General features: G+C 73.1%; 23 protein-coding genes and 1 pseudogene. 8 read left to right on the plus strand and 16 right to left on the minus strand.

Translation table 11 applies throughout. The features are described 5' to 3' along the window. Positions 1–212: 212 nt before the first annotated feature. Genes IH80_RS0104460 through IH80_RS44535 form a run of 5 tightly spaced genes read right to left on the minus strand, consistent with a single transcriptional unit; the run spans position 213 to position 3233 of the window. A complete protein-coding gene (locus IH80_RS0104460) occupies positions 213–491 on the minus strand; it encodes a hypothetical protein (RefSeq protein WP_030957850.1) in 279 nt (92 codons plus the stop codon). 48 nt (positions 492–539) lie between these two features. Beyond that, positions 540–1034 (minus strand): DUF5956 family protein, encoded by a 495-nt coding sequence (locus tag IH80_RS0104465; RefSeq protein WP_051808784.1) that lies wholly within the window; start codon positions 1032–1034, stop codon positions 540–542. Between the two features lie 59 nt (positions 1035–1093). After that, entirely contained in the window at positions 1094–1678 is a 585-nt protein-coding gene (locus IH80_RS0104470) for an HD domain-containing protein (RefSeq protein WP_030957854.1), read from the minus strand. Positions 1679–1684: 6 nt separating this feature from the next. Beyond that, positions 1685–3040, minus strand: coding sequence for a cytosine deaminase (gene codA, locus IH80_RS0104475; RefSeq protein WP_234432124.1), 1356 nt, complete (start codon positions 3038–3040; stop codon positions 1685–1687). A 25-nt stretch (positions 3041–3065) separates the two neighbouring features. Next, on the minus strand, positions 3066–3233 hold the full coding sequence (locus IH80_RS44535; protein WP_158943282.1) for a hypothetical protein: 168 nt from the start codon (positions 3231–3233) through the stop codon (positions 3066–3068). A gap of 86 nt (positions 3234–3319) precedes the next feature. Between IH80_RS44535 and IH80_RS0104485 the strand changes: the two genes are divergently transcribed. Next, positions 3320–5131: a S9 family peptidase gene (locus IH80_RS0104485; protein WP_030957856.1), complete on the plus strand. Its 1812-nt coding sequence runs from the start codon at positions 3320–3322 to the stop codon at positions 5129–5131. A 37-nt stretch (positions 5132–5168) separates the two neighbouring features. After that, on the plus strand, positions 5169–6002 hold the full coding sequence (locus IH80_RS0104490) for an SURF1 family protein (RefSeq protein WP_037878854.1): 834 nt from the start codon (positions 5169–5171) through the stop codon (positions 6000–6002). Here IH80_RS0104490 and IH80_RS0104495 read toward each other — a convergent pair. From IH80_RS0104495 to IH80_RS0104525, 7 genes are all read right to left on the minus strand, one after another. Beyond that, positions 5969–7063, minus strand: coding sequence for a hypothetical protein (locus tag IH80_RS0104495; RefSeq protein WP_051808786.1), 1095 nt, complete (start codon positions 7061–7063; stop codon positions 5969–5971). The two genes, IH80_RS0104490 and IH80_RS0104495, sit on opposite strands and share 34 nt — an antisense overlap. Next, positions 7060–7599, minus strand: coding sequence for a SigE family RNA polymerase sigma factor (locus IH80_RS0104500; protein WP_030957861.1), 540 nt, complete (start codon positions 7597–7599; stop codon positions 7060–7062). The genes IH80_RS0104495 and IH80_RS0104500 overlap by 4 nt, the downstream gene beginning before the upstream one ends. Before the next feature lie 466 nt (positions 7600–8065). Continuing rightward, positions 8066–9142 carry an aspartate-semialdehyde dehydrogenase gene (locus IH80_RS0104505; RefSeq protein WP_030957862.1) on the minus strand — a complete coding sequence of 359 codons (1077 nt, stop codon included), beginning with the start codon at positions 9140–9142 and terminating at the stop codon, positions 8066–8068. Further along, positions 9139–10413, minus strand: coding sequence for an aspartate kinase (locus tag IH80_RS0104510; protein WP_030838740.1), 1275 nt, complete (start codon positions 10411–10413; stop codon positions 9139–9141). Before IH80_RS0104510 ends, IH80_RS0104505 begins: the two co-directional genes overlap by 4 nt. Before the next feature lie 162 nt (positions 10414–10575). Beyond that, entirely contained in the window at positions 10576–11223 is a 648-nt protein-coding gene (locus tag IH80_RS0104515) for a DUF5063 domain-containing protein (protein WP_030957863.1), read from the minus strand. Next, the gene (gene recR, locus IH80_RS0104520) at positions 11216–11815 is read right to left on the minus strand and encodes a recombination mediator RecR (protein ID WP_030648057.1); all 600 of its coding nucleotides are present in this window, start codon (positions 11813–11815) and stop codon (positions 11216–11218) included. Before recR ends, IH80_RS0104515 begins: the two co-directional genes overlap by 8 nt. Positions 11816–11872: 57 nt before the next feature. Then, the gene (locus IH80_RS0104525; protein WP_078628190.1) at positions 11873–12217 is read right to left on the minus strand and encodes a YbaB/EbfC family nucleoid-associated protein; all 345 of its coding nucleotides are present in this window, start codon (positions 12215–12217) and stop codon (positions 11873–11875) included. 289 nt (positions 12218–12506) lie between these two features. On the opposite strand from IH80_RS0104525, the gene IH80_RS0104530 reads away from it, so the two are divergent. After that, positions 12507–13256, plus strand: coding sequence for an SLATT domain-containing protein (locus tag IH80_RS0104530; protein ID WP_030957866.1), 750 nt, complete (start codon positions 12507–12509; stop codon positions 13254–13256). An 87-nt stretch (positions 13257–13343) separates the two neighbouring features. Here IH80_RS0104530 and IH80_RS0104535 read toward each other — a convergent pair whose 3' ends face one another. The 3 genes from IH80_RS0104535 to IH80_RS0104545 form a co-directional block, all read right to left on the minus strand. After that, a complete protein-coding gene (locus IH80_RS0104535) occupies positions 13344–13994 on the minus strand; it encodes a hypothetical protein (RefSeq protein WP_030957868.1) in 651 nt (216 codons plus the stop codon). Between the two features lie 259 nt (positions 13995–14253). Next, positions 14254–14919, minus strand: a complete 666-nt coding sequence (locus IH80_RS0104540) for a GntR family transcriptional regulator (RefSeq protein ID WP_030957870.1) — start codon at positions 14917–14919, stop codon at positions 14254–14256. A 114-nt stretch (positions 14920–15033) separates the two neighbouring features. After that, positions 15034–16392 (minus strand): aspartate aminotransferase family protein, encoded by a 1359-nt coding sequence (locus tag IH80_RS0104545; RefSeq protein WP_030957871.1) that lies wholly within the window; start codon positions 16390–16392, stop codon positions 15034–15036. A gap of 300 nt (positions 16393–16692) precedes the next feature. Here IH80_RS0104545 and IH80_RS0104550 point away from each other — a divergent pair, with 300 nt between their 5' ends. From IH80_RS0104550 to IH80_RS0104570, 5 genes and pseudogenes are all read left to right on the plus strand, one after another. Next, positions 16693–17322 carry a DJ-1/PfpI family protein gene (locus tag IH80_RS0104550; protein WP_030957872.1) on the plus strand — a complete coding sequence of 210 codons (630 nt, stop codon included), beginning with the start codon at positions 16693–16695 and terminating at the stop codon, positions 17320–17322. 10 nt (positions 17323–17332) lie between these two features. Beyond that, positions 17333–17791 (plus strand): annotated as a pseudogene (locus IH80_RS0104555) (MarR family winged helix-turn-helix transcriptional regulator); the annotation flags it as partial. A gap of 418 nt (positions 17792–18209) precedes the next feature. Continuing rightward, positions 18210–19862 carry a serine/threonine-protein kinase gene (locus IH80_RS0104560; RefSeq protein WP_030957874.1) on the plus strand — a complete coding sequence of 551 codons (1653 nt, stop codon included), beginning with the start codon at positions 18210–18212 and terminating at the stop codon, positions 19860–19862. A 99-nt stretch (positions 19863–19961) separates the two neighbouring features. Then, positions 19962–20333: a nuclear transport factor 2 family protein gene (locus IH80_RS0104565; protein ID WP_324609386.1), complete on the plus strand. Its 372-nt coding sequence runs from the start codon at positions 19962–19964 to the stop codon at positions 20331–20333. 5 nt (positions 20334–20338) lie between these two features. Further along, positions 20339–21004, plus strand: coding sequence for a LysE family translocator (locus IH80_RS0104570; protein ID WP_030957876.1), 666 nt, complete (start codon positions 20339–20341; stop codon positions 21002–21004). A gap of 18 nt (positions 21005–21022) precedes the next feature. Here IH80_RS0104570 and IH80_RS0104575 read toward each other — a convergent pair whose 3' ends face one another. After that, positions 21023–21517, minus strand: a complete 495-nt coding sequence (locus tag IH80_RS0104575; protein ID WP_030957877.1) for an HIT family protein — start codon at positions 21515–21517, stop codon at positions 21023–21025. Positions 21518–21805: the final 288 nt, after the last annotated feature.

Below are 21805 nucleotides of genomic sequence, written 5' to 3' on the forward strand. Positions count from 1 at the left end.
GCCCCGTCCAGCGATGTCCGGAGGGGGCCACCACGAACGCTCCGCCGCAGGTCAGGACATATACGGCCCCCGCCGGACCCCCATACGAACATGTGGAGCACGCCGCCTTCCCCGGCACGGTAAGCATCAGCGCGAAAAGCCCCTACGCCGTGATCGACGACAGGGCCTGGTTCGCGAGAGCGGATCAGGCCCTTCCTGCGGTTGCCGGGGCGTCAGTAGGGGCGGGGCGACATGATGTGGGGCTCTGTGGCCGGGGCCTCGAAGACGCAGCGGGGGATGCCCGGGCCGGGGGTGGCGCGGACGGAGACCCTCGTCGGGGGGTCCGTAGGAAGCTCGATGCGGACGGTCACGGGGTGGTCGTGGTGCGTCGTCGCGTGGCCCGTCTCCTTGCCGTCGACCAGGACCTCGACGACCGCGGTGCGGCCGGTCTGGACCGTGGCACTGACCGAGTGGCCCGCGTGCTCGATGTGGAAGTGATGCCGCCGTCGCATGAGACCGCCTCCCGCCGCTGCCCCCACGTCCAGGGTAGCCAAGACCGCCTAGGAGCTCCCGTGGAGCGCGGCCAGTTCCGTGCGGGCCAGGGTGGGGAGGTCGGCGGTGGGGGCCGCCTCGGTCAGGGCGTCGAGGTGGGCGAGGACCTCCGCGACGGTGGGAAAGGGGCCCACCGGGCGGAGCAGCCAGAGGCGGCCCCGGGGGCGGGGCGGGAGGCCGAGGGCGGCGAGGGCCTCGTCCGCCTCGCGGTCGAGGCCCTGCAGGTCCGGCTCGGGGAGCGGGGCGCACTCCACGCCGGTGATGTGGCCGTGGCCGTCGAGGGCGGTGTCGACGGCCCAGTGGGTGGAGCGGTCGGGGATCCAGGTGCGGGCCGCCGCAGGCCAGACGTACGGGAGGAAGACCCAGCGCAGGTCCTCGGGGGCCGGCTCCCAGCCGAGCGCCTCCAGCTCCCGCACCTCGGGCAGCCGGTCCGCCTCCAGTTCGCTGCGGCCGGTGCGGCGCTGTGCGAGCGGGTGCGGTGTTCCGTCCTCGTCCCACGACATGCGCGCACGCTATCCGACCGGGTGCCCGATCCTCGTGACCTGCGCCGCGGGCGTCCCCGTCACGCGTCCAGGGGGTTGGCCGCGATACGGGCGGCCGCGCCGGAAGCGACGTAGGCGGCGGCCGCGCAGGCGGGCTTGCGCCTCGCCTGGTCCTCGACCAGAGCGGTGAAGACGGGGCCGAAGCCGGCCCGCGGGTGGGCGGCGAGGAGGCCGGCGGTGAAGGACGGGTCGAACTCGGCGAGGCGCAGGCCGGAGACGTCGGCGCTGGTGCCCACCTGGAGGAGGTGGCTCTCCACGTCCTCGGCCGCGCTCACGTCGTCCCGCATGTGCAGGACGATGATCTCCTCGGCGCGGGCCCGCCGGTCCGCCGGCCAGCCCAGCCCCGCCGTCAGGACGCGCGCCACGTGGCCGCCGGCCTCCTCGAAGGGCAGGGTGTGGCTGTCGAACGGCGCGGTCAGGCCCAGGTCGTGCAGGAGGGCCGCCACGTAGAAGAGCTCCCGGTCGTACTCCAGGCCGTGGTCGGCCGCGTAGCGCGCGCCGAAGGCATAGGAGCGCACGGAGTGGTTCAGGAGCGCCGCGTCGGCGTACTCCGACGCGATCTCCAGGGCGGCCCGGGCTGAGTTGGTGTCGAGCGTCCACGTCATGGCACGTCAGCGTAGGCGGCGGGTGAAGTCGACGTCCGACGGGGGCTCACCCGGCCAGCTGAGCCGGGTCGGGGCGGGCGGCGTCTCGGCGAGGACGGAGCCGCGGGAGACCACGTAACGGGGGCGCACCTGGCGGCGGATCGCCTCCTCGGGCGAGGGCGCGGGCAGGAGGACGAAGGAGGCCGGGGCGCCCGCGGTGATGCCGTACTCGTCGGCGCCGAGGCCGAGGACGCGCGCCGCACGGTCCGTCACCATCGAGAAGGCGACCGGGATGTCGTCGGCCCCGGTGAGCTGGGCGGCGTACAGGCCGACCAGGGCGGTCTGGAGCGGGTTGGCGGTGCCGAGGGCGTTCCACGGGTCCATGACGTCGTCGTGGCCGAAGGCCACGTTGACCCCGGCGGCCAGCATCTCCCGGACCTGGGTGAGGCCGCGCCGCTTGGGGTAGGCGTCGAAGCGGCCCTGGAGGTTGAGGTTGGCGAAGGGGTTGGCGACCAGGTTGATGCCCGAACGGGACAGGAGCCGCTGGAGTTTGAAGCTGTAGGCGCCGTTGTAGGAGCCCATGGCCGTGGTGTGCGAGGCGGTGGCGCGTTCGCGCAGGCCCGAGCGCAGGGCGAGGGTGGCCAGCACCTCGACGAAGCGGGACTGTTCGTCGTCGATCTCGTCGCAGTGGGCGTCCACGCGCAGGCCGTGTGCCTCGGCCAGCGCGAAGGCGGTCCGCAGCGAGGCGACGCCGTCCTCGCGGGTGTCCTCGAAGTGCGGGATCGCGCCGACGACGTCCACCCCGCGGGCGACGGCCTCGCGCAGCAGCGCCTCGCCGTCCGGGAAGGAGACGATGCCCTCCTGCGGGAAGGCGACGATCTGCAGGTCCATGACGTCCCGCACCCGGTCGCGCACCTCCAGCAGCGCGTCGAGGGCGGTGAGGGACGCGTCGGTGACGTCGCAGTGGGTACGGACGTGGAGCACGCCGTGGGCGGCCTGCCAGCGCAGCACCTCGGTGGCCCGCGCGATCACGTCCTCGCGGGTCAGGGTCCGTTTGCGCTCGCTCCAGCAGGCGATGCCCTCCCACAGGGTGCCGGAGGTGTTGGGGCGCGGCTCGCCGGCGGTCAGCGCCGTGTCGAGGTGGATGTGCGGTTCGACGAAGGGCGCGGTGAGCAGGGCGCCGTGCGCCTCGATGAGGGTGCCGGTGGCCGGCGGTTCCTTCTGGTCGTCGTACGGGACCACCCGCGCGATGCGGCCGTCCTCCCCGACCTCGACGTCGGACAGGCCCGATGAGTCGGACAGGCCTGATGAGTCGGACCGGCCTGATGTGTCGGACAGGCCTGATGTGTGGAGCAGCCGGGCACCCCGGACGATCATCCGCATGGCGCCAGCGTACGGACGACGGCCCTCAGCCGCGCTTGGCCTGGGCCTTCTGCTGCATGCCGCGCGTCTTCGCGGCGGTGGAGTGGGCGTCCTTGAACGCGGCCTTCGCACGGGCCTCGGCGGCGGTGTTCTTCGCCAGCGCGCGTTCGGAGTCCTGGTGCAGGTGGTGGCCGGTGCGGGCCTTCTTGGCCATGATCGTTCCTCCTTGGCGTACGGGTCCACTGTGCGCCCGTTCGGAGCAGTCGGCATCCCGGGAGCCGCTGCGGCCACAATGGGCGCATGACCAGCGACAGCGAGATCACCCCCGAGATGCCCGACTGGGAGAAGCGGTTCCGTGCGCCGCGCATCGGGCTGCCCGAGTGGGCCGAGGACGCCCCGGACCGTTCGCTCTTCGTCTCCAACGCGACCGGCACCTTCGAGATCTACGCCTGGGACCGCGCCACCGGCCGGCAGCGGCAGGCCACCGACCGCCCCAACGGCACCACCGACGGCACCCTCTCCCCCGACGGCGAGTGGATCTGGTGGTTCTCCGACACCGACGGCGACGAGTTCGGCACATGGGTGCGCCAGCCCTTCGCGGGCGGCCCCGACGAACCGGCCACCCCCGGCCTGGAGCCCTCGTACCCCGCGGGCCTGGCCATCGGGCGGGACGGCACCACGGTCGTCGGGCGCTCCACGGACGAGGACGGCTCGACCATCCACGTGGTCCGCCCGGACGGCTCCGAGCCCACGGTGATCTACCGGCACCGGGAGTCCGCGGGCGTCGGCGACCTGTCGTACGACGGGACCCTGCTGGCCGTCGAGCACACCGAGCACGGCGACGCGATGCACTCGGCGCTGCGCGTCCTCACCCTCGACGGGGCCACCGTCGCCGAGCTGGACGACTCCCGCGGCGGGACGGTGGAGCTCGGCCTGGAGGTGCTCGGCTTCGCCCCGGTCGCGGGCGACACCCGGCTGCTCATCGGCCACCAGCGGCGCGGCCGCTGGGAGCCGCTGGTGTGGGACGTGGCCACCGGCGCCGAGCAGGAACTCGCGATCGACCTTCCGGGCGACGTCAGCGCCGAGTGGTATCCGGACGGTTCCGCGCTGCTGGTCGCGCACAGCTTCGAGGCGCGCAGCGAGCTGTGGCGCTACGACCTGGCCGCCGGGGAGCTCGTACGCGTGGACACGCCGCCGGGATCGGTGTCCGGGGCCACCGCCCGGCCCGACGGGACGGTGGAGTACCTGTGGTCCTCGGCCGCCGAGCCCTCGTCGGTGCGGTCCACCGCGGGCGGTGTCGTCCTGGACCCGCCGGGCTTCCGGCCGCCGGGCTCGCTACCGGTGGAGGACGCCTGGGTGGAGGGTCCGGGCGGCCGCATCCACGCGCTCGTGCAGCGTCCGGCGGGGTACGGCGACGGCCCCTTCCCGACGGTCTTCGAGGTCCACGGCGGGCCCACCTGGCACGACAGCGACTCGTTCGCCGCGGCCCCGGCGGCCTGGCTGGACCACGGCTTCGCGGTGGTCCGGGTCAACTACCGGGGCTCGACGGGCTACGGCCGGGAGTGGACGGACGCCCTCAAGCACCGGGTCGGCCTGATCGAGCTGGAGGACATCGAGGCGGTCCGGGAGTGGGCGGTATCGTCCGGCCTCGCCGACCCGGCACGCCTGGTCCTGTCCGGCGGCTCCTGGGGCGGGTACCTCACGCTGCTGGGCCTGGGCACCCGGCCCGACGCGTGGGCGGTGGGCCTGGCCGCCGTACCGGTCGCGGACTACGTGACGGCCTACCACGACGAGATGGAGGCGCTGAAGGCGCTGGACCGCACCCTCTTCGGGGGGACGCCGGAGGAGGTCCCGGACCGGTTCGCGGCCTCCTCGCCGCTGACGTACGTGGACGCGGTGAAGGCCCCCGTGCACATCGCGGCGGGCGTCAACGACCCCCGCTGCCCGATCCGGCAGATCGACAACTACGTGGACCGGCTCGCGGCGCGCGGAGCGGTGCACGAGGTGTACCGGTACGACGCGGGGCACGGCTCGCTGGTCGTGGAGGAGCGGATCAAGCAGGTCCGGATGGAGCTGGAGTTCGCGCTGAAGCACCTGCCCGCCCGACCCTGAGGACCGGTGGCCGGTGCACCCCCCGTACCGTGGTGGGGTGCACCGGTTTCTCCTTACCCCGCGCTGGTGGGGGATCAACGTCTTCGTCGCGCTCGCGGTCCCCTTCTGCCTGTTCATGGGGTCCTGGCAGCTCGGCCGGTTCGAGGCCCGTGTCGACAGCCACCGGGAAGCGACCGCCGAGCGGCCCGCCGACCAGGTGGCCGCCCCGCTGGACTCGCTGCTCCCGGTCGACACGGAGACCTCCGGACGGCTGGCTTCCACGTCCGGGGAGTACGCCGAGCAGATGCTGGTGCCCGAGCGGCGGCTCGACGGCGCCACCGGTTTCTACGTCCTGACGCTGCTGAAGACCGACTCCGGCAAGGCCGTCCCGGTCGTCCGGGGCTGGCTGCCGGGCCCGGCGGACCCGGCGAAGGCGCCGGCCGCGCCGACGGGCCGGGTCGAGGTGACCGGAGCCCTCCAGGCCCCGGAGAACTCGGGCACGAAGGGGGTCCACGCCCAGGGCGGTCTGCCCGCCGGGCAGGTCGGCGTGATCGCGGCGGCCACGCTGGTCAACATCGTCCCGCACCCGCTGTACGACGCCTGGCTGACCGTGCAGACCCCTGCGGACGGCATGCTTCCGGTGCCTGCGCAGGCACCGACCAACACCGGGCTCGACCTGAAGGCCTTCCAGAACCTCGGCTACACCGGCGAGTGGTTCGTCTTCGTCGCCTTCGTGCTCTTCATGTGGTTCCGGCTCTACCGCCGCGAGGTGGAGACGCTGCGCGACGCGGAGGCGGGCCTGCTCGACCCCACCGCCCCGGCGGACCCCACCGCCCCGGCCGGCCAGGACCCGCAGGATCAGTCGTCGACCGGGATCGCACCTGTCCGGTAGACCGTGCCGCCACAGGCGTCGGGGATCGACGTCCGCGTCGTCGGTGCGCCGCTGGTCTGGGGGGTGTGGGACACCTCGACGACGCTCGGCGCCTGGGGAGTGCCGGTCTGCGGCTCCGACGCCGCTCCGCTGCGCAGGCTGCCCGAGGTGCCCGCCGACCCGGTCTGCGGCGGCGTACCGCCACTGGTCGAGCCGGTCGCCGCGCAGGGCTCGCCCGGCGGCACCCACGCGAAGCGGACCTCGTAGGACTTGTTCGGCGGGAGCACCACCACCGGCGCCTCCGCCGACGGGTCGGGCAGCAGCCCGCTGCCCGGGCCGCCCGCGGTGTGGCCGACCACGGCGACCCCGGAGCCCGGGGCCAGCGTCGCGGCGGGCGCGGAGGCCGCGGTCACGGCGTCCCGGCCGGTGACGGCGCAGCCCTGGGACGAGACGTTGGTGACCCTGAAGCCGCCGGCCACCCGGCCGTCGCCCTCCGGGTTGCGGACGTAGCCGACTACGCCGAGCTGCTCGGCCCCGCACCCGGGCACGCCCGGAGCGGCCACCGGCGGCAGCGGGCCCGTACCGGCCGCCGGGCCGGCCGCGGAACCGGCCGGTCCGCCCGAGGCGCCGGTGCCGGCCGGGCCCGAGGTCAGCCCGCCGGAGGGGGCGCCGCCCTGCGAGGGGTCGGGCTGTCCGGTGGCGCCGCCCGCGTCCGGGGAGCCGCTGACGGAGCCCCCTGCCTTCGGGTAGGCGCCGTATCCGTTCTGGTGCGGGTCGGACGCGCCGTCCCGCTCGTCGCCCGAGTGCGCCTCGTGGCCGGCCATGGCATGGCGGTCCGGGGCGGTGCCCTCGCCGCCCGCCAGGTGCAGGGCGGCCGGGATCGCGGTCCCCGCCAGCAGCGCGGCCGCGGCCGCGCCGACGACGGCCCGGCGCCTGCGGGCCCGGCGCCGCGCGGGGACGCCGTGCAGGATCCGCTCGAGCGCGTCCTCGGAGGGCTGGAGGCCCTCGACGGCCCCGCGCAGGAGGATGCGCAGTTCGTCCTCGCCGCTCGCGCCGTGCGGCGCCGTGTGGTCGTCCATCATGACTGCGCAGCCTCCATCGCCACCCGCAGCGCGGCAATGCCCCGCGATCCGTACGCCTTGACCGAGCCGAGCGATATCCCGAGCGTCTCAGCGACCTGGGATTCCGTCATGTCCGCGAAGTAGCGCAGCACCAGCACTTCGCGCTGGCGGCGCTGGAGCCCCCGCATCGCCTTGATCAGGTCGTCGCGTTCCAGTTGGTCGTACGCGCCCTCTTCGGCGCTCGCCATGTCCGGCATGGGCTTCGACAGCAGCTTGAGGCCGAGGATGCGCCGGCGCAGGGCGGAACGGGAGAGGTTCACGACGGTCTGGCGCAGGTACGCCAGGGTCTTCTCGCGGTCGCGGACCCGGTTGCGGGCGGAGTGCACCCGGATGAACGCCTCCTGGACCACGTCCTCGCAGGAGGCGGTGTCGTCGAGGAGCAGCGCGGCGAGGCCGAGGAGCGAACGGTAGTGCGCCTGGTAGGTCGCCGTGAGGTGGTCGACCGTGGTGCCGGCCACCACCTCCGCCGCGACGTCGGCCGTCGGGCCCGCCGTCAGGTCCGCGTCGGACCTCGGGCCCGCCGTCAGGTCCGCCGCGTCGGCCGTCACCACTGCCGCCGGCCCCGCCGTATCGTCCTCGAGCTTCCCGTTCGTCCCGGCGTTGTCACGCTGCGCGGGCACGAGGCCGCCCGGGAGGAGTGGTGCGGCGGCCCGTGCGGGCGCCTCCGGGGTCCCCGGCGGCGGGACGGGAACGATCACGGGAAGACCGCCGCCGGACGTGCGGAAACCCCGGGGCGGCGGGACGATCCCCGCGCGTGCCGGTAGGACGGCCACTTCGAGCAGTGCCTCTGCCACGCCTGTAGGACACGCGTCCCCCCGTCAGGGTTGTACGCGCGTGGAAGCCTCACCGGAGAAATCCGTATTGCGCTCATGCGTACCCGCTCTTCCCGATTGCCCCGTCCAGCGAAACGGCAGTCGGGCCATCACCTTGATCAAGGGATCGGCACCGATCCTACAAAGCGAATTACGCAAACTCACCTGCGATCAGTTCCGCGATCTGCGTGGCATTCAATGCCGCCCCCTTGCGGAGATTGTCGGCACACACGAAGAACTCCAGCGCGTACGGGTCGTCGAGCGAGGCCCGCACCCGCCCCACCCAGGCCGGATCCGTCCCGGCGGCGTCCACGGGAGTGGGGAACTCCCCCGCCGCGGGGTCGTCCACGAGCACCACGCCGGGCGCGGCCTCCAGGATTTCCCGGGCGTGCGCGGCCTTCACCTCGTTCCCGAAGCCGGCCCGCACCGTCAGCGAGTCACCGGTCAGCACCGGCACCCGGACGCAGGTCACCGACACCGGGAGCGTCTCCAGCTGGAGGATCCGGCGGGTCTGTGCCCGAACGGCGAGCTCGTGCGAGGACCAGCCGTCCTCGTCCAGCTCACCGCACCAGGGCACGACGTTGAGGGCCAGCGGGGCCGCGAAGGGACCGGTCTCCTCGCCCACGGCGCGGCGTACGTCGCCGGGCTGCTCGCCCAGGGAGGTCCCGGCGACCAGCGACAGCTGGCGGCGCAGTGCCTCTGACCCGGCCCGGCCGGCCGCACTCGCGGCCTGGTACGTGGAGACGGCCAGCTCGGTCAGGCCGTACTCGGCGTGCAGCGCGCCCAGGGAGGCGATCATCGCGGCGGTGGCGGTGTCCGGCACGGCGACGATCCCGCGCGGCCGGATCCGCGCCGCGTGGGCGTTGATCTCGGGCACCACGAGCGGCACCTGGGGATCGTCCCGGAAGGCGGCGGACTGGTCGACGACGACCGCGCCGCGCGCGGTGACGACGGAGGCCCACCTGGCGGAGATCTCGGCGGGGGTGAGGAAGAGGGCGATGTCGCCCGGGCCGAGTCCGTCGAAGGCGTCCTCGGTGAGGGCGAGCACCTCGCACTCCTGCCCGCGGACGGACAGCATCCGGCCCGCCGAGCGCCCGGAGGCGATCAGGCGTATGTCGCCCCAGACGTCGGCCCGCTCGGACAGCAGCCGGAGCAGGACCGACCCGACCGCTCCGGTCGCCCCGACGACGGCCAGTGCCGGAGCCGGGGTCGACCGGGGCGCCGTCATCGCCCGGTGCCCCCGTAGACGACGGCCTCGTCGCTGTCGGAGTCGAGCCCGAAGGCGGTGTGCACGGCGCGGACGGCCTCGTTGACGTCGTCCTGGCGGGTCACGACCGAGATCCGGATCTCCGAGGTGGAGATCAGCTCGATGTTGACGCCCGCGTCGGACAGCGCCTGGAAGAACGAGGCGGTGACGCCCGGGTTCGTCTTCATGCCGGCGCCGACCAGGGAGATCTTGCCGATCTGGTCGTCGTAGCGCAGGGAGTCGAAACCGATCGCGCTCTTCGCCTTCTCCAGGGCGTCGATGGCCTTGTGGCCCTCGGCCTTGGGGAGGGTGAAGGAGATGTCGGTGAGGCCCGTCGAGGCCGCGGAGACGTTCTGCACGATCATGTCGATGTTGATCTCGGCGTCCGCGATGGCGCGGAAGATCGCGGCGGCCTCGCCCGGCTTGTCCGGGACGCCGACGACCGTGATCTTGGCTTCGGAGACGTCGTGAGCGACTCCGGAGATGATGGCGTGCTCCACCTGCTCGTCCCCTTGCGGATTCTCGTTGCTGACCCAGGTGCCCGGCAGTCCCGAGAAGGACGAACGGACGTGGATCGGGATGTTGTATCGGCGTGCGTACTCGACACAGCGGTGCAGCAGCACCTTGGAGCCGGAGGCGGCCAGCTCCAGCATGTCCTCGGAGGAGATCCAGTCGATCTTCCGGGCCTTCTTCACGACGCGGGGGTCCGCGGTGAAGACGCCGTCGACGTCGGTGTAGATCTCGCAGACCTCGGCATCCAGCGCCGCGGCGAGCGCCACGGCGGTGGTGTCCGAGCCGCCCCGGCCCAGGGTGGTGATGTCCTTGGAATCCGCCGACACCCCCTGGAAGCCGGCGACGATGGCGATGTTGCCCTCGTCCAGCGCGGTGCGGATACGGCCCGGCGTGACATCGATGATGCGCGCTTTGTTGTGGACCGAGTCGGTGATGACGCCTGCCTGGCTACCGGTGAACGACTGGGCCTCGTGGCCCAGGTTTTTGATCGCCATGGCCAGCAGGGCCATGGAGATCCGCTCTCCGGCGGTCAGCAGCATGTCGAATTCGCGCCCGGCAGGCATCGGGGAAACCTGCTCGGCGAGATCGATCAGCTCGTCCGTCGTGTCGCCCATCGCGGAGACCACGACGACCACTTGGTGGCCGTTCTTCTTGGCGTCCACGATCCGCTTGGCGACGCGCTTGATGCCCTCGGCATCGGCTACGGAGGAGCCTCCGTACTTCTGCACGACAAGGCCCACGTGCGCTCCTCGCTCAGTCCGTCTCATTGCTGGTGCAGTCTAACGAGCGACCGGGATCCGACCGCCTCGTACCACATCATGAGACGAAAAGATCAACATCCGGGTTCCCGTGCCGGAGGTCCACTTGCGCCGGGTCGTCCGGAGCGGGTCACCTGCGGCGGGTCATGTGCGGCCCAGGCGGCCCAGCTCCTGCGCCATCACCTGTCCGGCCTGCTCCGCGAGGTCGTCCTCGGTCATGTCCTCGTCCGTGTCCAGGCCGTCCAGGGCCGCCAGCGGCTGGTTAAGGCGCACGTGCGAGATCAGGGACTGGAGGGCGCGCAGGGTCGCCGAGGCGGTCGGGCCCCAGTTGGTGAAGTACGAGAACTGCCACCACCACAGGGCTTCCGTGATGCGGCCCGCCTGGTGGTGGATCAGCCCGTGCCGCAGGTCGGCGACCACGTCGGCCAGGTCGTCGGAGATCCGGTGGGCCACCGGTGCCTTGCGCGGCTCGTACGGGTCGAAGACCTCGGAGTAGACGTCGACCGGCTCCAGCATGATCGCGAACCGCTCGCGCAGGTCGTCGACGTCCGGCTCCGGGCCGAGGTCGGGCTCGTAGCGCTCGTCGGGCAGCACGTCCTGGTACGCGCCCAGACGGCCGCCCGCCAGCAGCAGCTGGGACACCTCCAGGAGGAGGAAGGGCACCGCACTGTCCGGGTCCTCGCCCTTGGCGACCTCGGTGACCGCGACGATGAACGACTCGATCTGGTCCGCGATCGAGGCGGCGAAGTCGTCCGGATCCTGGCCGAGGGCGTGCAGCGTTGCGTCAGACATCGAGAAGTCGCCTTCCTTCAAAGGCCCGCCCCAGCGTGACCTCGTCCGCGTACTCGAGATCTCCCCCGACGGGGAGCCCGCTGGCCAGGCGGGTGACCTTCAGGCCCATGGGCTTGATCATGCGGGCGAGGTAGGTGGCGGTCGCCTCGCCCTCCAGGTTCGGGTCGGTGGCGAGGATCAGCTCGGTCACCTCGCCGTCCGCCAGGCGCGCCAGCAGCTCGCGGATGCGCAGGTCGTCGGGGCCGACGCCCTCGATCGGGCTGATCGCGCCGCCCAGGACGTGGTACTTGCCCCGGAACTCGCGGGTCCGCTCGATCGCGACCACGTCCTTCGGCTCCTCTACGACACAGATGACCGTCGCGTCCCGGCGCGGGTCACGGCAGATGCCGCACCGCTCCTCCTGCGCCACGTTCCCGCACACGGCGCAGAACCGGACCTTGTCCTTGACCTCCAGCAGCGCGTGCGCGAGGCGGCGGACGTCGGTGGGCTCGGCCTGCAGGATGTGGAAGGCGATCCGCTGCGCGCTCTTGGGCCCGACGCCGGGCAGCCTGCCCAGTTCGTCGATCAGGTCCTGGACCACGCCTTCGTACAACGGACTGCCTTCTTTCGGATGGATGCGTCGAATGGGAGGGGACGAGGGAGGGTACTGCTAGAACGGCAGCCCGGGAATCCCGCTGCCGCCGCCCAGGCCCTGCGCGAGCGGGCCCAGCTTCTGCTGCTGGAGCGCCTGCGCGTTCTCGTTGGCGGCCTGGACCGCCGCGACCACGAGGTCGGCGAGCGTCTCCGTGTCCTGCGGGTCCACGGCCTTCGGGTCGATCACCAGCGCGCGCAGCTCACCGGAGCCGGTGACGGTCGCCTTGACCAGGCCGCCGCCGGCCTGGCCCTCGACCTCGGTCCGCGCCAGCTCCTCCTGGGCTGCGGCGAGGTCCTGCTGCATCTTCTGGGCCTGCTGGAGCAGCTGCTGCATGTTGGGCTGGCCACCACCGGGAATCACAGGGCACTCACTTCCGTACGTCGGTACCGTCAGGACCCTCGCGCCCCGAGACCTTCGGAACGCTTGGTCAATCCGAGCCTACGTGCTCCCCGGGCGCCGCGCCCTACGCCGTGAGGACCAACTCTTTCGAGTGAGAGACGGGGCGTGCGCGTACCTGATGGAGCCCTCCTTGCGAGCGGAAATCCGGGGATTCGTTGTCCATCGCCCGTCATTCGAAGGTAGGAAGAGCATGCGCATCATTGCGCACACGCGCACCACCACACGTCAGCGCAGGCAGAGGGAGTGCCGGGTGAGCCAGCCGGAGATGCAGCCCGAGGGGCCACCCCGGGATCCCCGGGAGGAAGGCGGCGGGCCGAAGGCGGCGGGCGATCTGACCGGCCGGCCCTTCCCCCTCGGGGACTGGGGGGAGCCCGCCGAGCGGCTCGACGAGCTCTACCGGCGGGTCGAGGCGGACGCGCTGCGCACGGCCGAGTGGTACCTGTCCGATCGGGCGTGGAAGCGCCGCGGGGCGCGCATCCTGCGCGTCGGCGCGGCTCTGGGGGCCGTCACGGGCGCCGCGATGCCGGTGCTGGAGCTGACGGGCTCGGCCCCGGGCGGATCCACGTACGGGTACCTGGCGCTGCTGCTGGGCGCCGCGGCGCTGGCCTGCGACCGGTTCTTCGGGCTGACGTCGGGGTGGATGCGGGACGTGGCCACGGCCCAGGCGGTGCAGCGCAGGCTGCAGACCCTGCAGTTCGACTGGGCGTCGGAGAACGTCCGCGAGGTGCTCGGGCCCACCGAGGGCACCGCCAGCGAGGCCGCCGAGCGGTGCCTGACCGTGCTGCGCCGCTTCTCCGAGGACATCACCGAGCTGGTGAGGTCGGAGACGGCGGACTGGATGGTGGAGTTCCGGGCCGGGCCCGCGCCGCTGGTGATGCAGTCACTGGGCGCCTCCGGGGCGCGCGGCACGGACGCGTACATCCCGCCGGCCCGATACCCGTTGCCGCCGGGCACCCGCCCGAACATGCCGCGGCAGCGGCCCCCGGAGCAGCCCCGCTGAGATCGCGAGGGGCGGGGCGGTGCCGCCCCGCCCGCCGGCCCGGCCCCGCCCCTTGGTCGAGCCGGTCCCCGGGTTCGACCGGTCCGGTCAGCTGAAGATGATCATCGAGCCCTGTCCGAGACTGCGGGTGGCCGCAGCGTGCAGTCCCAGCCAGACGTGCCGCTCGCGGGCGAAGGGGCTGCCGTCGTACGGGATCGGTCCCGCCGGCTCCTCCAGCGATGTCGGCCGCCCGGGCGGCGCCGGAGCCGCGGGCGGGTTCCCGGGGTCGATCCCGATGGCGGGCGCGACGAACACCAGCTCCCGCAGGAGCCCCTGGGCCGACCCCAGCGGACCCCCTCCGGCCAGCAGCTCCTCGTTCGCCAGCGGCGCCGCGAAGTCGACGGGCACGTAGGCGCCCGCGTGGTCGTAGTGCCACACCAGGTGCGACTGCTGCGCGGTGGGCTCGAACATCTCCAGCAGCTGCTCGTAGTCCCCGCCCAGTTCGTCCACCGGGGTCACCGGCAGGCCGCAGAGCTGGAGCAGGTAGGCCCGTCTCAGGAAATGCAGGGCGTCGTAGTCGAAACCGGCGACCGGGGCGACGTCCCCGCTCAGACCCGGCATGTACGCGAACACGGGCACGGACGGGAGTCCGGCCTCACCCAGCGCCTTGTCGTACGAGGCGATCTCTTCCGCGAAGGGGTTGTCGGGGCTGTGGCACAGCACGTCGACAAGGGGGACCAGCCACAGGTCACAGGCCAACACGGCCTCCGATCAGTCGTTGTCGCCGATCCGGCCAGCGTAGTGCGCCGAACACCCTCCGCGAAGGGGTGCGCGGAACTGGGCGTCCCGCGGCTCGCCCGGGCCCACCGGGACCGACCGGAACGGACCGGTCCCGGTGGGGAACGACGGGGCCCGGGTCCGGCCGGGAACGACAGGGCCCGGGTCCGGCCGGGAACGACGGGGCCCGGGTCCGGTCGGGAACGACGGGAACGTCGCGGCCCACCGGGACGGACAGGGCTCAGAGCCGGGCGGCCCAGGCCAGCGCGTGCTCGTTGTAGCCCTGCACGATGCGGCGTACCGCGTCGGCGTCCGCCAGCGTCACGGCGTCCACCAGATCGCTGTGCCCGTCCCACAGGGCCTCCCGCAGCCGCGGCTCCCGCTGGAGGTGGGGGACGGCGAAGACCCAGCACTGCACGCGGATGCGGTGCAGGAACTCGGTGATGTAGGCGTTGGCCACCAGCCCGCTCAGTTCCCGCCAGAAGCGCAGGTCGTAGCCGATCAGCACCTCCAGGGAGCCGCTCTGGGCGGCCCTGCGGGCCTCCTCGCCCCGGCGGCGCACCGACACCAGCATCTCGCCGGAGCCGGGGGCTGCGCCCTGCTCGGCGAGCCGGCGGAATATCCCGTCCACGACCAGCGACCGGGCCTCGATCATTCCGCGGAAGTCGTCGACCGAGAGGGTCCGCACGCGGAATCCCCGGTGCTGGACCAGTTCGAGCAGCCCCTGGGCCGAGAGGTCCACGAGCGCCTCGCGCACCGGGGTCGCGGAGACCTCGTACTGCTCGGCGATCTGCTTCACGGTGAACTCGGTCCCCGGAGGCAGACGTCCCGCGAGCACCTCGTCGCGCAGCGCATCCGCTATCTGCTGGCGAAGTGTGTTGCGGGTGACAGCCGCGCTGCCTGGCATAGGGGTCCGTCCTGTCGTCGAGCTTCGGACACCATAGGCCAGACAGCGAGGCTGAAACCGAGCGGTTTGTGATCGTTATGTAGAGGTCAGGACCGTTATGCGGACGAGCCGCCTCTAGGCGGTGGTGTGGCGGTCGGCGACCGTCAGTGCCTCGTCCAGCAGGGCCAGGCCCTCCTTCGCCTCCGCCTCCGTGATGGTGCACGCGGGGACGACGTGGGTCCGGTTCATGTTGACGAAGGGCCACAGGCCGGAGGCCTTGCAGGCCGCCGCGAACTCGGCCATCGGGGCGTTGTCCGCACCGGCCGCGTTGTACGGGACGAGCGGCTCGCGCGTCTCCTTGTCCCGTACGAGCTCCAGGGCCCAGAAGGCGCCGAGGCCGCGGACCTCGCCGACCGAGGGGTGGCGCTCGGCGAGTTCCGCGAGCGCCGGGCCGAGCACGTTCTCGCCGAGGTGGGCGGCGTGCTCGACGACGCCCTCCTCTTCCATCGCGTTGATCGTCGCGACGGCGGCGGCGCAGGCCAGCGGGTGGCCGGAGTACGTCAGCCCGCCCGGGTAGGGGCGGGTCGCGAAGGTCTCGGCGATGGCCGCCGAGATGGCCACGCCGCCGAGCGGCACGTAGCCGCTGTTGACGCCCTTGGCGAAGGTGATCAGGTCGGGGGTGACGCCCCAGTGTTCGGCGGCGAACCACCTGCCGGTCCGCCCGAATCCGGCCATGACCTCATCGAGGATGAAGACGATGCCGTAGCGGTCGCAGAGCTCGCGGACACCCGCGAGGTAGCCGGCCGGCGGGACCATGATGCCCGCGGTTCCGGGCACGGTCTCGAGGATGATCGCCGCGATCGACTGCGGGCCCTCGAAGGCGATGGTGTCGGCGAGGTGGGCGAGGGCGCGCTCGCACTCCTCCGCCTCGGTGGTCGCGTGGAAGGCGGAACGGTAGAGGTAGGGGCCCCAGAAGTGCACGACGCCGGCGGCGGCCGTGTCGGACGGCCAGCGGCGAGGGTCGCCGGTCAGGTTGATCGCGGCGGCGGTGGCCCCGTGGTACGAGCGGTAGGTGGAGAGCACCTTGGCGCGGCCCGTGTGCAGACGGGCCATGCGGACGGCGTTCTCGACGGCCTCGGCGCCGCCGTTGGTGAAGAAGATCTTGTCGAGGTCGCCGGGGGTCCGCTCGGCGATGAGGCGTGCGGCCTCGGAGCGCACGTCGACGGCGAAGCCCGGGGCGAGGGTGCAGAGCCGGGCGGCCTGCTCCTGGATCGCGGCGACGACCTTGGGGTGCTGGTGGCCGATGTTGGTGTTGACCAGCTGGGAGGAGAAGTCGAGGTAGCGCTTGCCCTCGTAGTCCCAGAAGTAGGAGCCCTCGGCACCCGCGACGGCGAGCGGGTCGATCAGGGCCTGGGCGGACCAGGAATGGAAGACGTGCTTCCGATCTGCGTCCTTCACGGCGGCAAGGGTGTGCGGGGTGGCATGAGGGGTCATGGCGTCACGCTAGAAGTGCGCAGGTGGGGAGGGATATCGGCGGACTGTATGGGGGTGGCGGGCGGGTCTCGGCAGTCTGTCTGCGCCACCCGATCGCCCGGGAGAAGTATTGACAGCATCCTGTCGTTATGACAGTCTATTGTCATAGGCGCTTTTCGTGGAAGGCCGGTACGGACGGCCCGCGCGACACGCACCACGAGGCACCGCAGGCACCGCAGGCACCACGAGGCACCTCAGGCACCGCAGGCATCTCGAGCACCGCAGGCACCTGGCACCACCCGACGCTGGAGGCGAACCACCATGAGCGAGACCGCACACAAGCCCGTCCACCTCGCGGTCTACGACACGTACGCGGACTGGGAGACCGGCCACACCACCGCGCACCTCACCCAACGCGGCCACGCCGTGCGGACGGTCGGCTTCGCCGCCGGAGCGCCGGTCACCACCATGGGCGGCGTCCGCATCCAGCCTGACCTGGCCCTGGCGGACCTGCGACCGGAGGACTCCTCGCTGCTGATCCTCACCGGGGCCGCACTGTGGGACGCCGGTGACGAGCTGGCGCCCTTCGCGGCGAAGGCGCGGGAGTTCCTGGCCGCCGGTGTGCCGGTCGCCGCGATCTGCGGGGCCACCGCGGGCCTCGCCCGCGAAGGCCTGCTGGACGACCGCGCCCACACCAGCGCGATCTCCCTCTACCTGGCCGAACAGCCCGGCTACGCGGGCGCCGAGCACTACGTCGACGCCGATGCCGTGACCGACGGGAACCTGATCACGGCGGGGCCGACGGAGCCGGTCGCCTTCGCCCGCGAGGTCTTCGCCCGCCTGGACGTCTACAAGCCGGACGTCCTGGACGCCTGGTACGGGCTCTTCCACCACTCGGACGAGAACGCCTACCCGGTCCTGATGGCGGCGTCGGAGGCGGGCGATGCTTGAGCCGTCGCCGATGCTTGAGCCGTCGCCGACCGCGTCCGCCCGGACCCGGCAGGACCTGCTGAGCCGCACCGCGCTCGGGGTGTTCCGGCTGAACGGCCAGTTCCTCTCCCTCTCCGAGGAGCTGGCGCGGCCGGCCGGACTGACCGCCGCATGGTGGCAGGTACTGGGAGCGGTGCTGCGGGAGCCCCTGCCCGTCGCGGGGATCGCCCGGAGCATGGGGATCACCCGGCAGAGCGTCCAGCGCATCGCCGACCTGCTCGTCGCGAAGGGCCTCGCGGAGTACGCGCCGAACCCCGCCCACCGGCGGGCGAAGCTGCTGCGGCCGACGGAGGAGGGCCGTGCGGCCGTGGACCGGATCGGCCCGGGCCACTCGGCCATGGCCGCCCGCCTCGCGGCGGAGCTGGGCGACGCGGCCTTCGCAGAGACGGTGGGCGTCCTGGAGCGCCTCGCCGCAGCACTCGACACCCTGCCCGCGGCGCACGATCCGGCCGATGCGACTGGCCCGGCCGATGCGACTGGCCCGGCTGGTCCGGCCGACGCGGCTGGGCCGGGCGACGCGGCTGGGCCGGGCGACGCGGCTGGGCCGGCTGGTCCGGCAGATCCCTCCGGTCAGGGCGATCCTGCCGGTTCGGGCGATCCTGCCGATGCCGCCCAACCGACGCCTCGGGCAGGGCTCTGAGGGCGTCCGGCGGCGGCTGGAGGGGGCTTCGCCTTCCGGGGCCGGACCTCGGCGAAGGGCCGCGTCCCCGGAAGGCGGCCGCCGGGCCGCGCGCTGGTTCGCTCAAGGGTTCGGGCCCGCGCGGGGGTGACCGGAGGCAACCGGCGGACACCCCCGGCCGTCTTTCCCTGCGGAGCTGTTCGGCCAGCAGGGGGAGGACCACCCGGCCATGGAACAACTGCAGCCGCACGACCCGCCCCGCATCGGCCCCTACCGCCTGTTGTCCCGGCTCGGCTCCGGTGGCATGGGCCAGGTCTACCTCGCCCGCTCCGACCGCGGCCGCACCGTCGCGGTCAAGCTGGTCCACCACGAACTCGCCGCGCACGAGGAGTTCCGCATCCGCTTCCGCCAGGAGGTCGCGGCAGCACGTCGGGTCGGCGGGGAATGGACCGCTCCGGTCCTCGACGCCGACACCGAGGCCCCGACCCCCTGGTTCGCCACCGGCTACGTCGCCGGACCGAGCCTGCGCCGCGTCGTCGCCCACGACATCGGCCCGCTGCCGCCCCGTTCGTTACGGATCCTGGCCGCGGGCCTCGCGCACGCCCTCGAGGACATCCACCGCGCCGGCATCGTCCACCGCGACCTGAAGCCCTCGAACGTCCTGATCACCCTCGACGGCCCACGCGTGATCGACTTCGGCATCGCCCGCGCGCCCACCGGGTACGACGCGGGCCTGACCCGGGCCGGCGAAGTCATCGGCTCCCCGGGCTTCATGGCTCCCGAGCAGATCCGCGGCGAACCGGTGACCGCCGCGTGCGACGTCTTCTGCCTCGGCGCGGTCCTGGCGTACGCGGCCACCGGGCGTCTGCCCTTCGGTGACGCGGAGCAGCCCGGCGGCCTGGCGGCGCTCCTGCTGCGCAGCACCGAAGCGGAGCCCGACCTGGCCGGCGTACCGGCCGAGCTGCTGGACCTCGTACGGGACTGTCTGCACCGGGATCCCGGCGCGCGGCCCGAACCTGCGGAGGTGCTGGCCCGGGTCGGCGCCGACGACACCGTGGCCGACGGGAGGGCCCTGGAGCCCTGGCTGCCGGCCCCGCTGGTGGTCCGGCTCGGGAGGCACGCCGTACAGCTGCTGGACCGTGAGGACGCCGGGCCGGACCGCGCGGTGCCGACGCCGCCCCCGTTGCCGCCCTCCTACTCCGCGTACCCGCCGCTGGAACCGGAAGCCCCGCCCAGGCCCTGGACGGCGTCCACCGCCGCACTCCTCGCGGTCGCCGCGGTCGTGGCGGGCCTCTCGGCCGGCACGGTGTACGCGGTGATGAGCGGGGCCGAGGATCCGCGACCGCCCGTCACGGTCCCCCGTGCGCCGGCGACGGCCGGTGCGGGGGCGATCGCGGGCGCGGGGGCGACGTCGGAGTCGGGGTCCGGCTCGGCGTCCGGGTCGGGCTCGACGTCGGGCTCTACATCGGGCTCTACATCCGGCTCTACGTCGGGCTCGGGGTCCGCTTCGGCTTCCGCTTCCGCCCTGGGTTCCGCGCCGGCGCCGGTGGCGCCGTTGGCCGGCAGCCTGCCCGAGGCCTACGTCGGCACCTGGCAGGCCGTACGCGGCAGCCAGATCTGGCGGCTCACCCTCACACGCGGCGGAGCCGACGAGCCGGTGATGGCGCTGTCCGTCCATGACCCCGGATTCGCCTGTGCCTGGACCGCACCCCTGCGCAGCGCCCACGACCCCGTGGAGCTGGATGCCTCCACCGTCACGTCCGGCGCCCCGCCGACCTGCACGGCGGGCAGCCGGAGCCGGCTCCGGCTGCTGCCCGGCGGCACCCTGCGCAGAGAGCTCGCGGGCAGCGACAGCGCCCCGCTCGACTACCGCAGGCAGTGACCCGGACCCGTTTGTGTCGAGGTCAATAAGCCTTCAGGCAAAGCTTGTTGCGCACGAAGGCCCTGTCGGACACTGCGGCACATGGAGCCGTTGAGGGTAGTGGCACGACTGTGGGAGCGGATCGAGGCACGTGACTGGGACGGCGTGGCCGGGCTCATCGCCGAGGACGCCGTCATCGAGTGGCCCGTGAGCGGTGAGCGCATCGTCGGGCGCGCCAATTTCATCGCGGTGAACAGCGACGACGGCTACTCGGACGAGAAGCCCGTGAGAGTGCTGCGGATCCTGGCCGACGGGGACGACGTCGTCACCGAGGTCGAGATGCCGCAGGACCACGTCGTCTACCGGGCCGTCTCCCTGTGGACGGTGCGCGACGGGGAGATCGTGGGGGCGAGGGAGTACTGGACGAGCCCCGGCCAGGACCCGGCCCCGCGCTGGCGAGCGGGATACGTGGAACCCCTGGTGGCAGACTGAGCCGCATGCTCACCGCTCTCCTCGGCGCGACCGGGGTCCTGGCGCTCCTCACGCTCGTCCCCGGTCCCGACATGGCGGTCGTCACCCGGCGCGCCGTCACCCGCGGCCGCGGCGACGGGCTGCGGACGGTCGCCGGGATCGCCGTCGGCCTGCTGGTCTGGGGCGCCCTGGCCGTGGCCGGGCTGGCGGCGCTGCTGGCCGCCTCCGCGGAGGTGTACCTCGTGGTCAAGATCGCCGGCGCAGCGTACCTCTGCCTGCTCGGCATCCGGTCGCTGCTGCGGCCGGGTGCGGAACCGTCCGGGGGCGGGGCGACCGGGGGCGGGGCGACCGGGGGTGCTGCGGCCACCGGCGGTGGTGCGACCAGCGGCCGGGCGACCGGGGGCGGCGGGGCCTGGCGGACCGGTCTGGTCGCCAACGTCCTCAATCCCAAGATCGCCGTCTTCTACACCGGGCTGCTGCCCGCCCTGGCCCCGCCGGGGCTGCGACCGGCGGTCGGCATGGCCCTGCTGGTGCTGGTCCACGTCCTGTTGACCGCGCTCTGGCTGGGGACGTACGTGTACGTCCTCTCGCGCGCCCGGCGGTTCTTCGCGCGGCCGCGGGTGCGCCGGGGGCTGGACCGGGTGACGGGGGTCGTCCTGATCGGCTTCGGTGTGCGGGTGGCGACGACGTAGCCCGGGAGCCGCCCCCGGTCAGGCCGACGGCCCGGCTGCCCCGAGCCGGTCCAGTTCCTCGCCGATCGCCGCCCGCAGGGCGTCGTGGCGCGGAGCCAGCGCGTGCTGCTCGCCGCGCCAGTACTCCTCCTCGTCGTACAGCCAGACGGGCCGCCGGACCCGGTCGGCCGGCTCCCAGTCGTAGCGGGGCCAGATGTGGGCGTGGAGGTACGGGTCGGTGTTGCCGAGGATCTCGATGTTCACCCGGCGGAAGGCCGGATCGAGCCGCGCGCAGGCCCGCTCGACGGCCTCGGCCAGGCGCTCCGTGTCCGAGAGGTACGCGGCCCTGCGGGGCCGGGGCAGGTCCGAGAGCCGGGTCGCGGCCGGGTCGTCGGTCAGCAGGACCGAGTAGCCGGGGAGGAACTGCCGGTCCCCGATGACCGCGAAGCCGGCCTCGAGGCGGCGCAGGACGGTCGGGTTCGCCCCGCGGTGTGCGCTGCCGATGCGATCGTGACGCCAGTCTTCGTCGGTCATCGCCGTACTCCAAGTGGTCTTGTGCTGCTGGATGTTGGAAGCTCATCGGAGCGCGCCGCCGGGCGCGTCGTGGCTCTGGAGTATCTGCCGTCATACCTAAGAGCTACGTACGGACACGGCTCCGTGGCGGGACGCCGACGAGGGGCGCGGATTTCTAACTTCGGTAGTGAAGAAGGGCGCTGACGGCCCTTCGGGGAGACCGGAGGAAGACACGATGGCGACGGGGACGGCGGCACGGACGGCGGGCACCGCCGGGACCGCGGCGACGGCACAGGCGGCGAGGGCGCC

The sequence above is a fragment of the Streptomyces sp. NRRL S-378 genome, from assembly GCF_000720645.1.
GTDB lineage: Bacteria > Actinomycetota > Actinomycetes > Streptomycetales > Streptomycetaceae > Streptomyces.

What these genes read in the sequence shown, in the direction of transcription:
- IH80_RS0104505 (WP_030957862.1), bottom strand. Translation starts at nt 9,142, where the DNA reads ATGACGGCGCCCCGGTCGACCCCGGCTCCGGCACTGGCCGTCGTCGGG.
- IH80_RS0104550 (WP_030957872.1), top strand. Translation starts at nt 16,693, where the DNA reads ATGAGCGAGACCGCACACAAGCCCGTCCACCTCGCGGTCTACGACACG.
- IH80_RS0104460 (WP_030957850.1), bottom strand. Translation starts at nt 491, where the DNA reads ATGCGACGGCGGCATCACTTCCACATCGAGCACGCGGGCCACTCGGTC.
- IH80_RS0104470 (WP_030957854.1), bottom strand. Translation starts at nt 1,678, where the DNA reads ATGACGTGGACGCTCGACACCAACTCAGCCCGGGCCGCCCTGGAGATC.
- IH80_RS0104560 (WP_030957874.1), top strand. Translation starts at nt 18,210, where the DNA reads ATGGAACAACTGCAGCCGCACGACCCGCCCCGCATCGGCCCCTACCGC.
- IH80_RS0104575 (WP_030957877.1), bottom strand. Translation starts at nt 21,517, where the DNA reads ATGACCGACGAAGACTGGCGTCACGATCGCATCGGCAGCGCACACCGC.
- IH80_RS0104515 (WP_030957863.1), bottom strand. Translation starts at nt 11,223, where the DNA reads ATGTCTGACGCAACGCTGCACGCCCTCGGCCAGGATCCGGACGACTTC.
- IH80_RS0104570 (WP_030957876.1), top strand. Translation starts at nt 20,339, where the DNA reads ATGCTCACCGCTCTCCTCGGCGCGACCGGGGTCCTGGCGCTCCTCACG.
- IH80_RS0104540 (WP_030957870.1), bottom strand. Translation starts at nt 14,919, where the DNA reads ATGCCAGGCAGCGCGGCTGTCACCCGCAACACACTTCGCCAGCAGATA.
- IH80_RS44535 (WP_158943282.1), bottom strand. Translation starts at nt 3,233, where the DNA reads ATGGCCAAGAAGGCCCGCACCGGCCACCACCTGCACCAGGACTCCGAA.
- IH80_RS0104495 (WP_051808786.1), bottom strand. Translation starts at nt 7,063, where the DNA reads ATGATGGACGACCACACGGCGCCGCACGGCGCGAGCGGCGAGGACGAA.
- IH80_RS0104485 (WP_030957856.1), top strand. Translation starts at nt 3,320, where the DNA reads ATGACCAGCGACAGCGAGATCACCCCCGAGATGCCCGACTGGGAGAAG.
- IH80_RS0104465 (WP_051808784.1), bottom strand. Translation starts at nt 1,034, where the DNA reads ATGTCGTGGGACGAGGACGGAACACCGCACCCGCTCGCACAGCGCCGC.
- IH80_RS0104545 (WP_030957871.1), bottom strand. Translation starts at nt 16,392, where the DNA reads ATGACCCCTCATGCCACCCCGCACACCCTTGCCGCCGTGAAGGACGCA.
- codA (WP_234432124.1), bottom strand. Translation starts at nt 3,040, where the DNA reads ATGCGGATGATCGTCCGGGGTGCCCGGCTGCTCCACACATCAGGCCTG.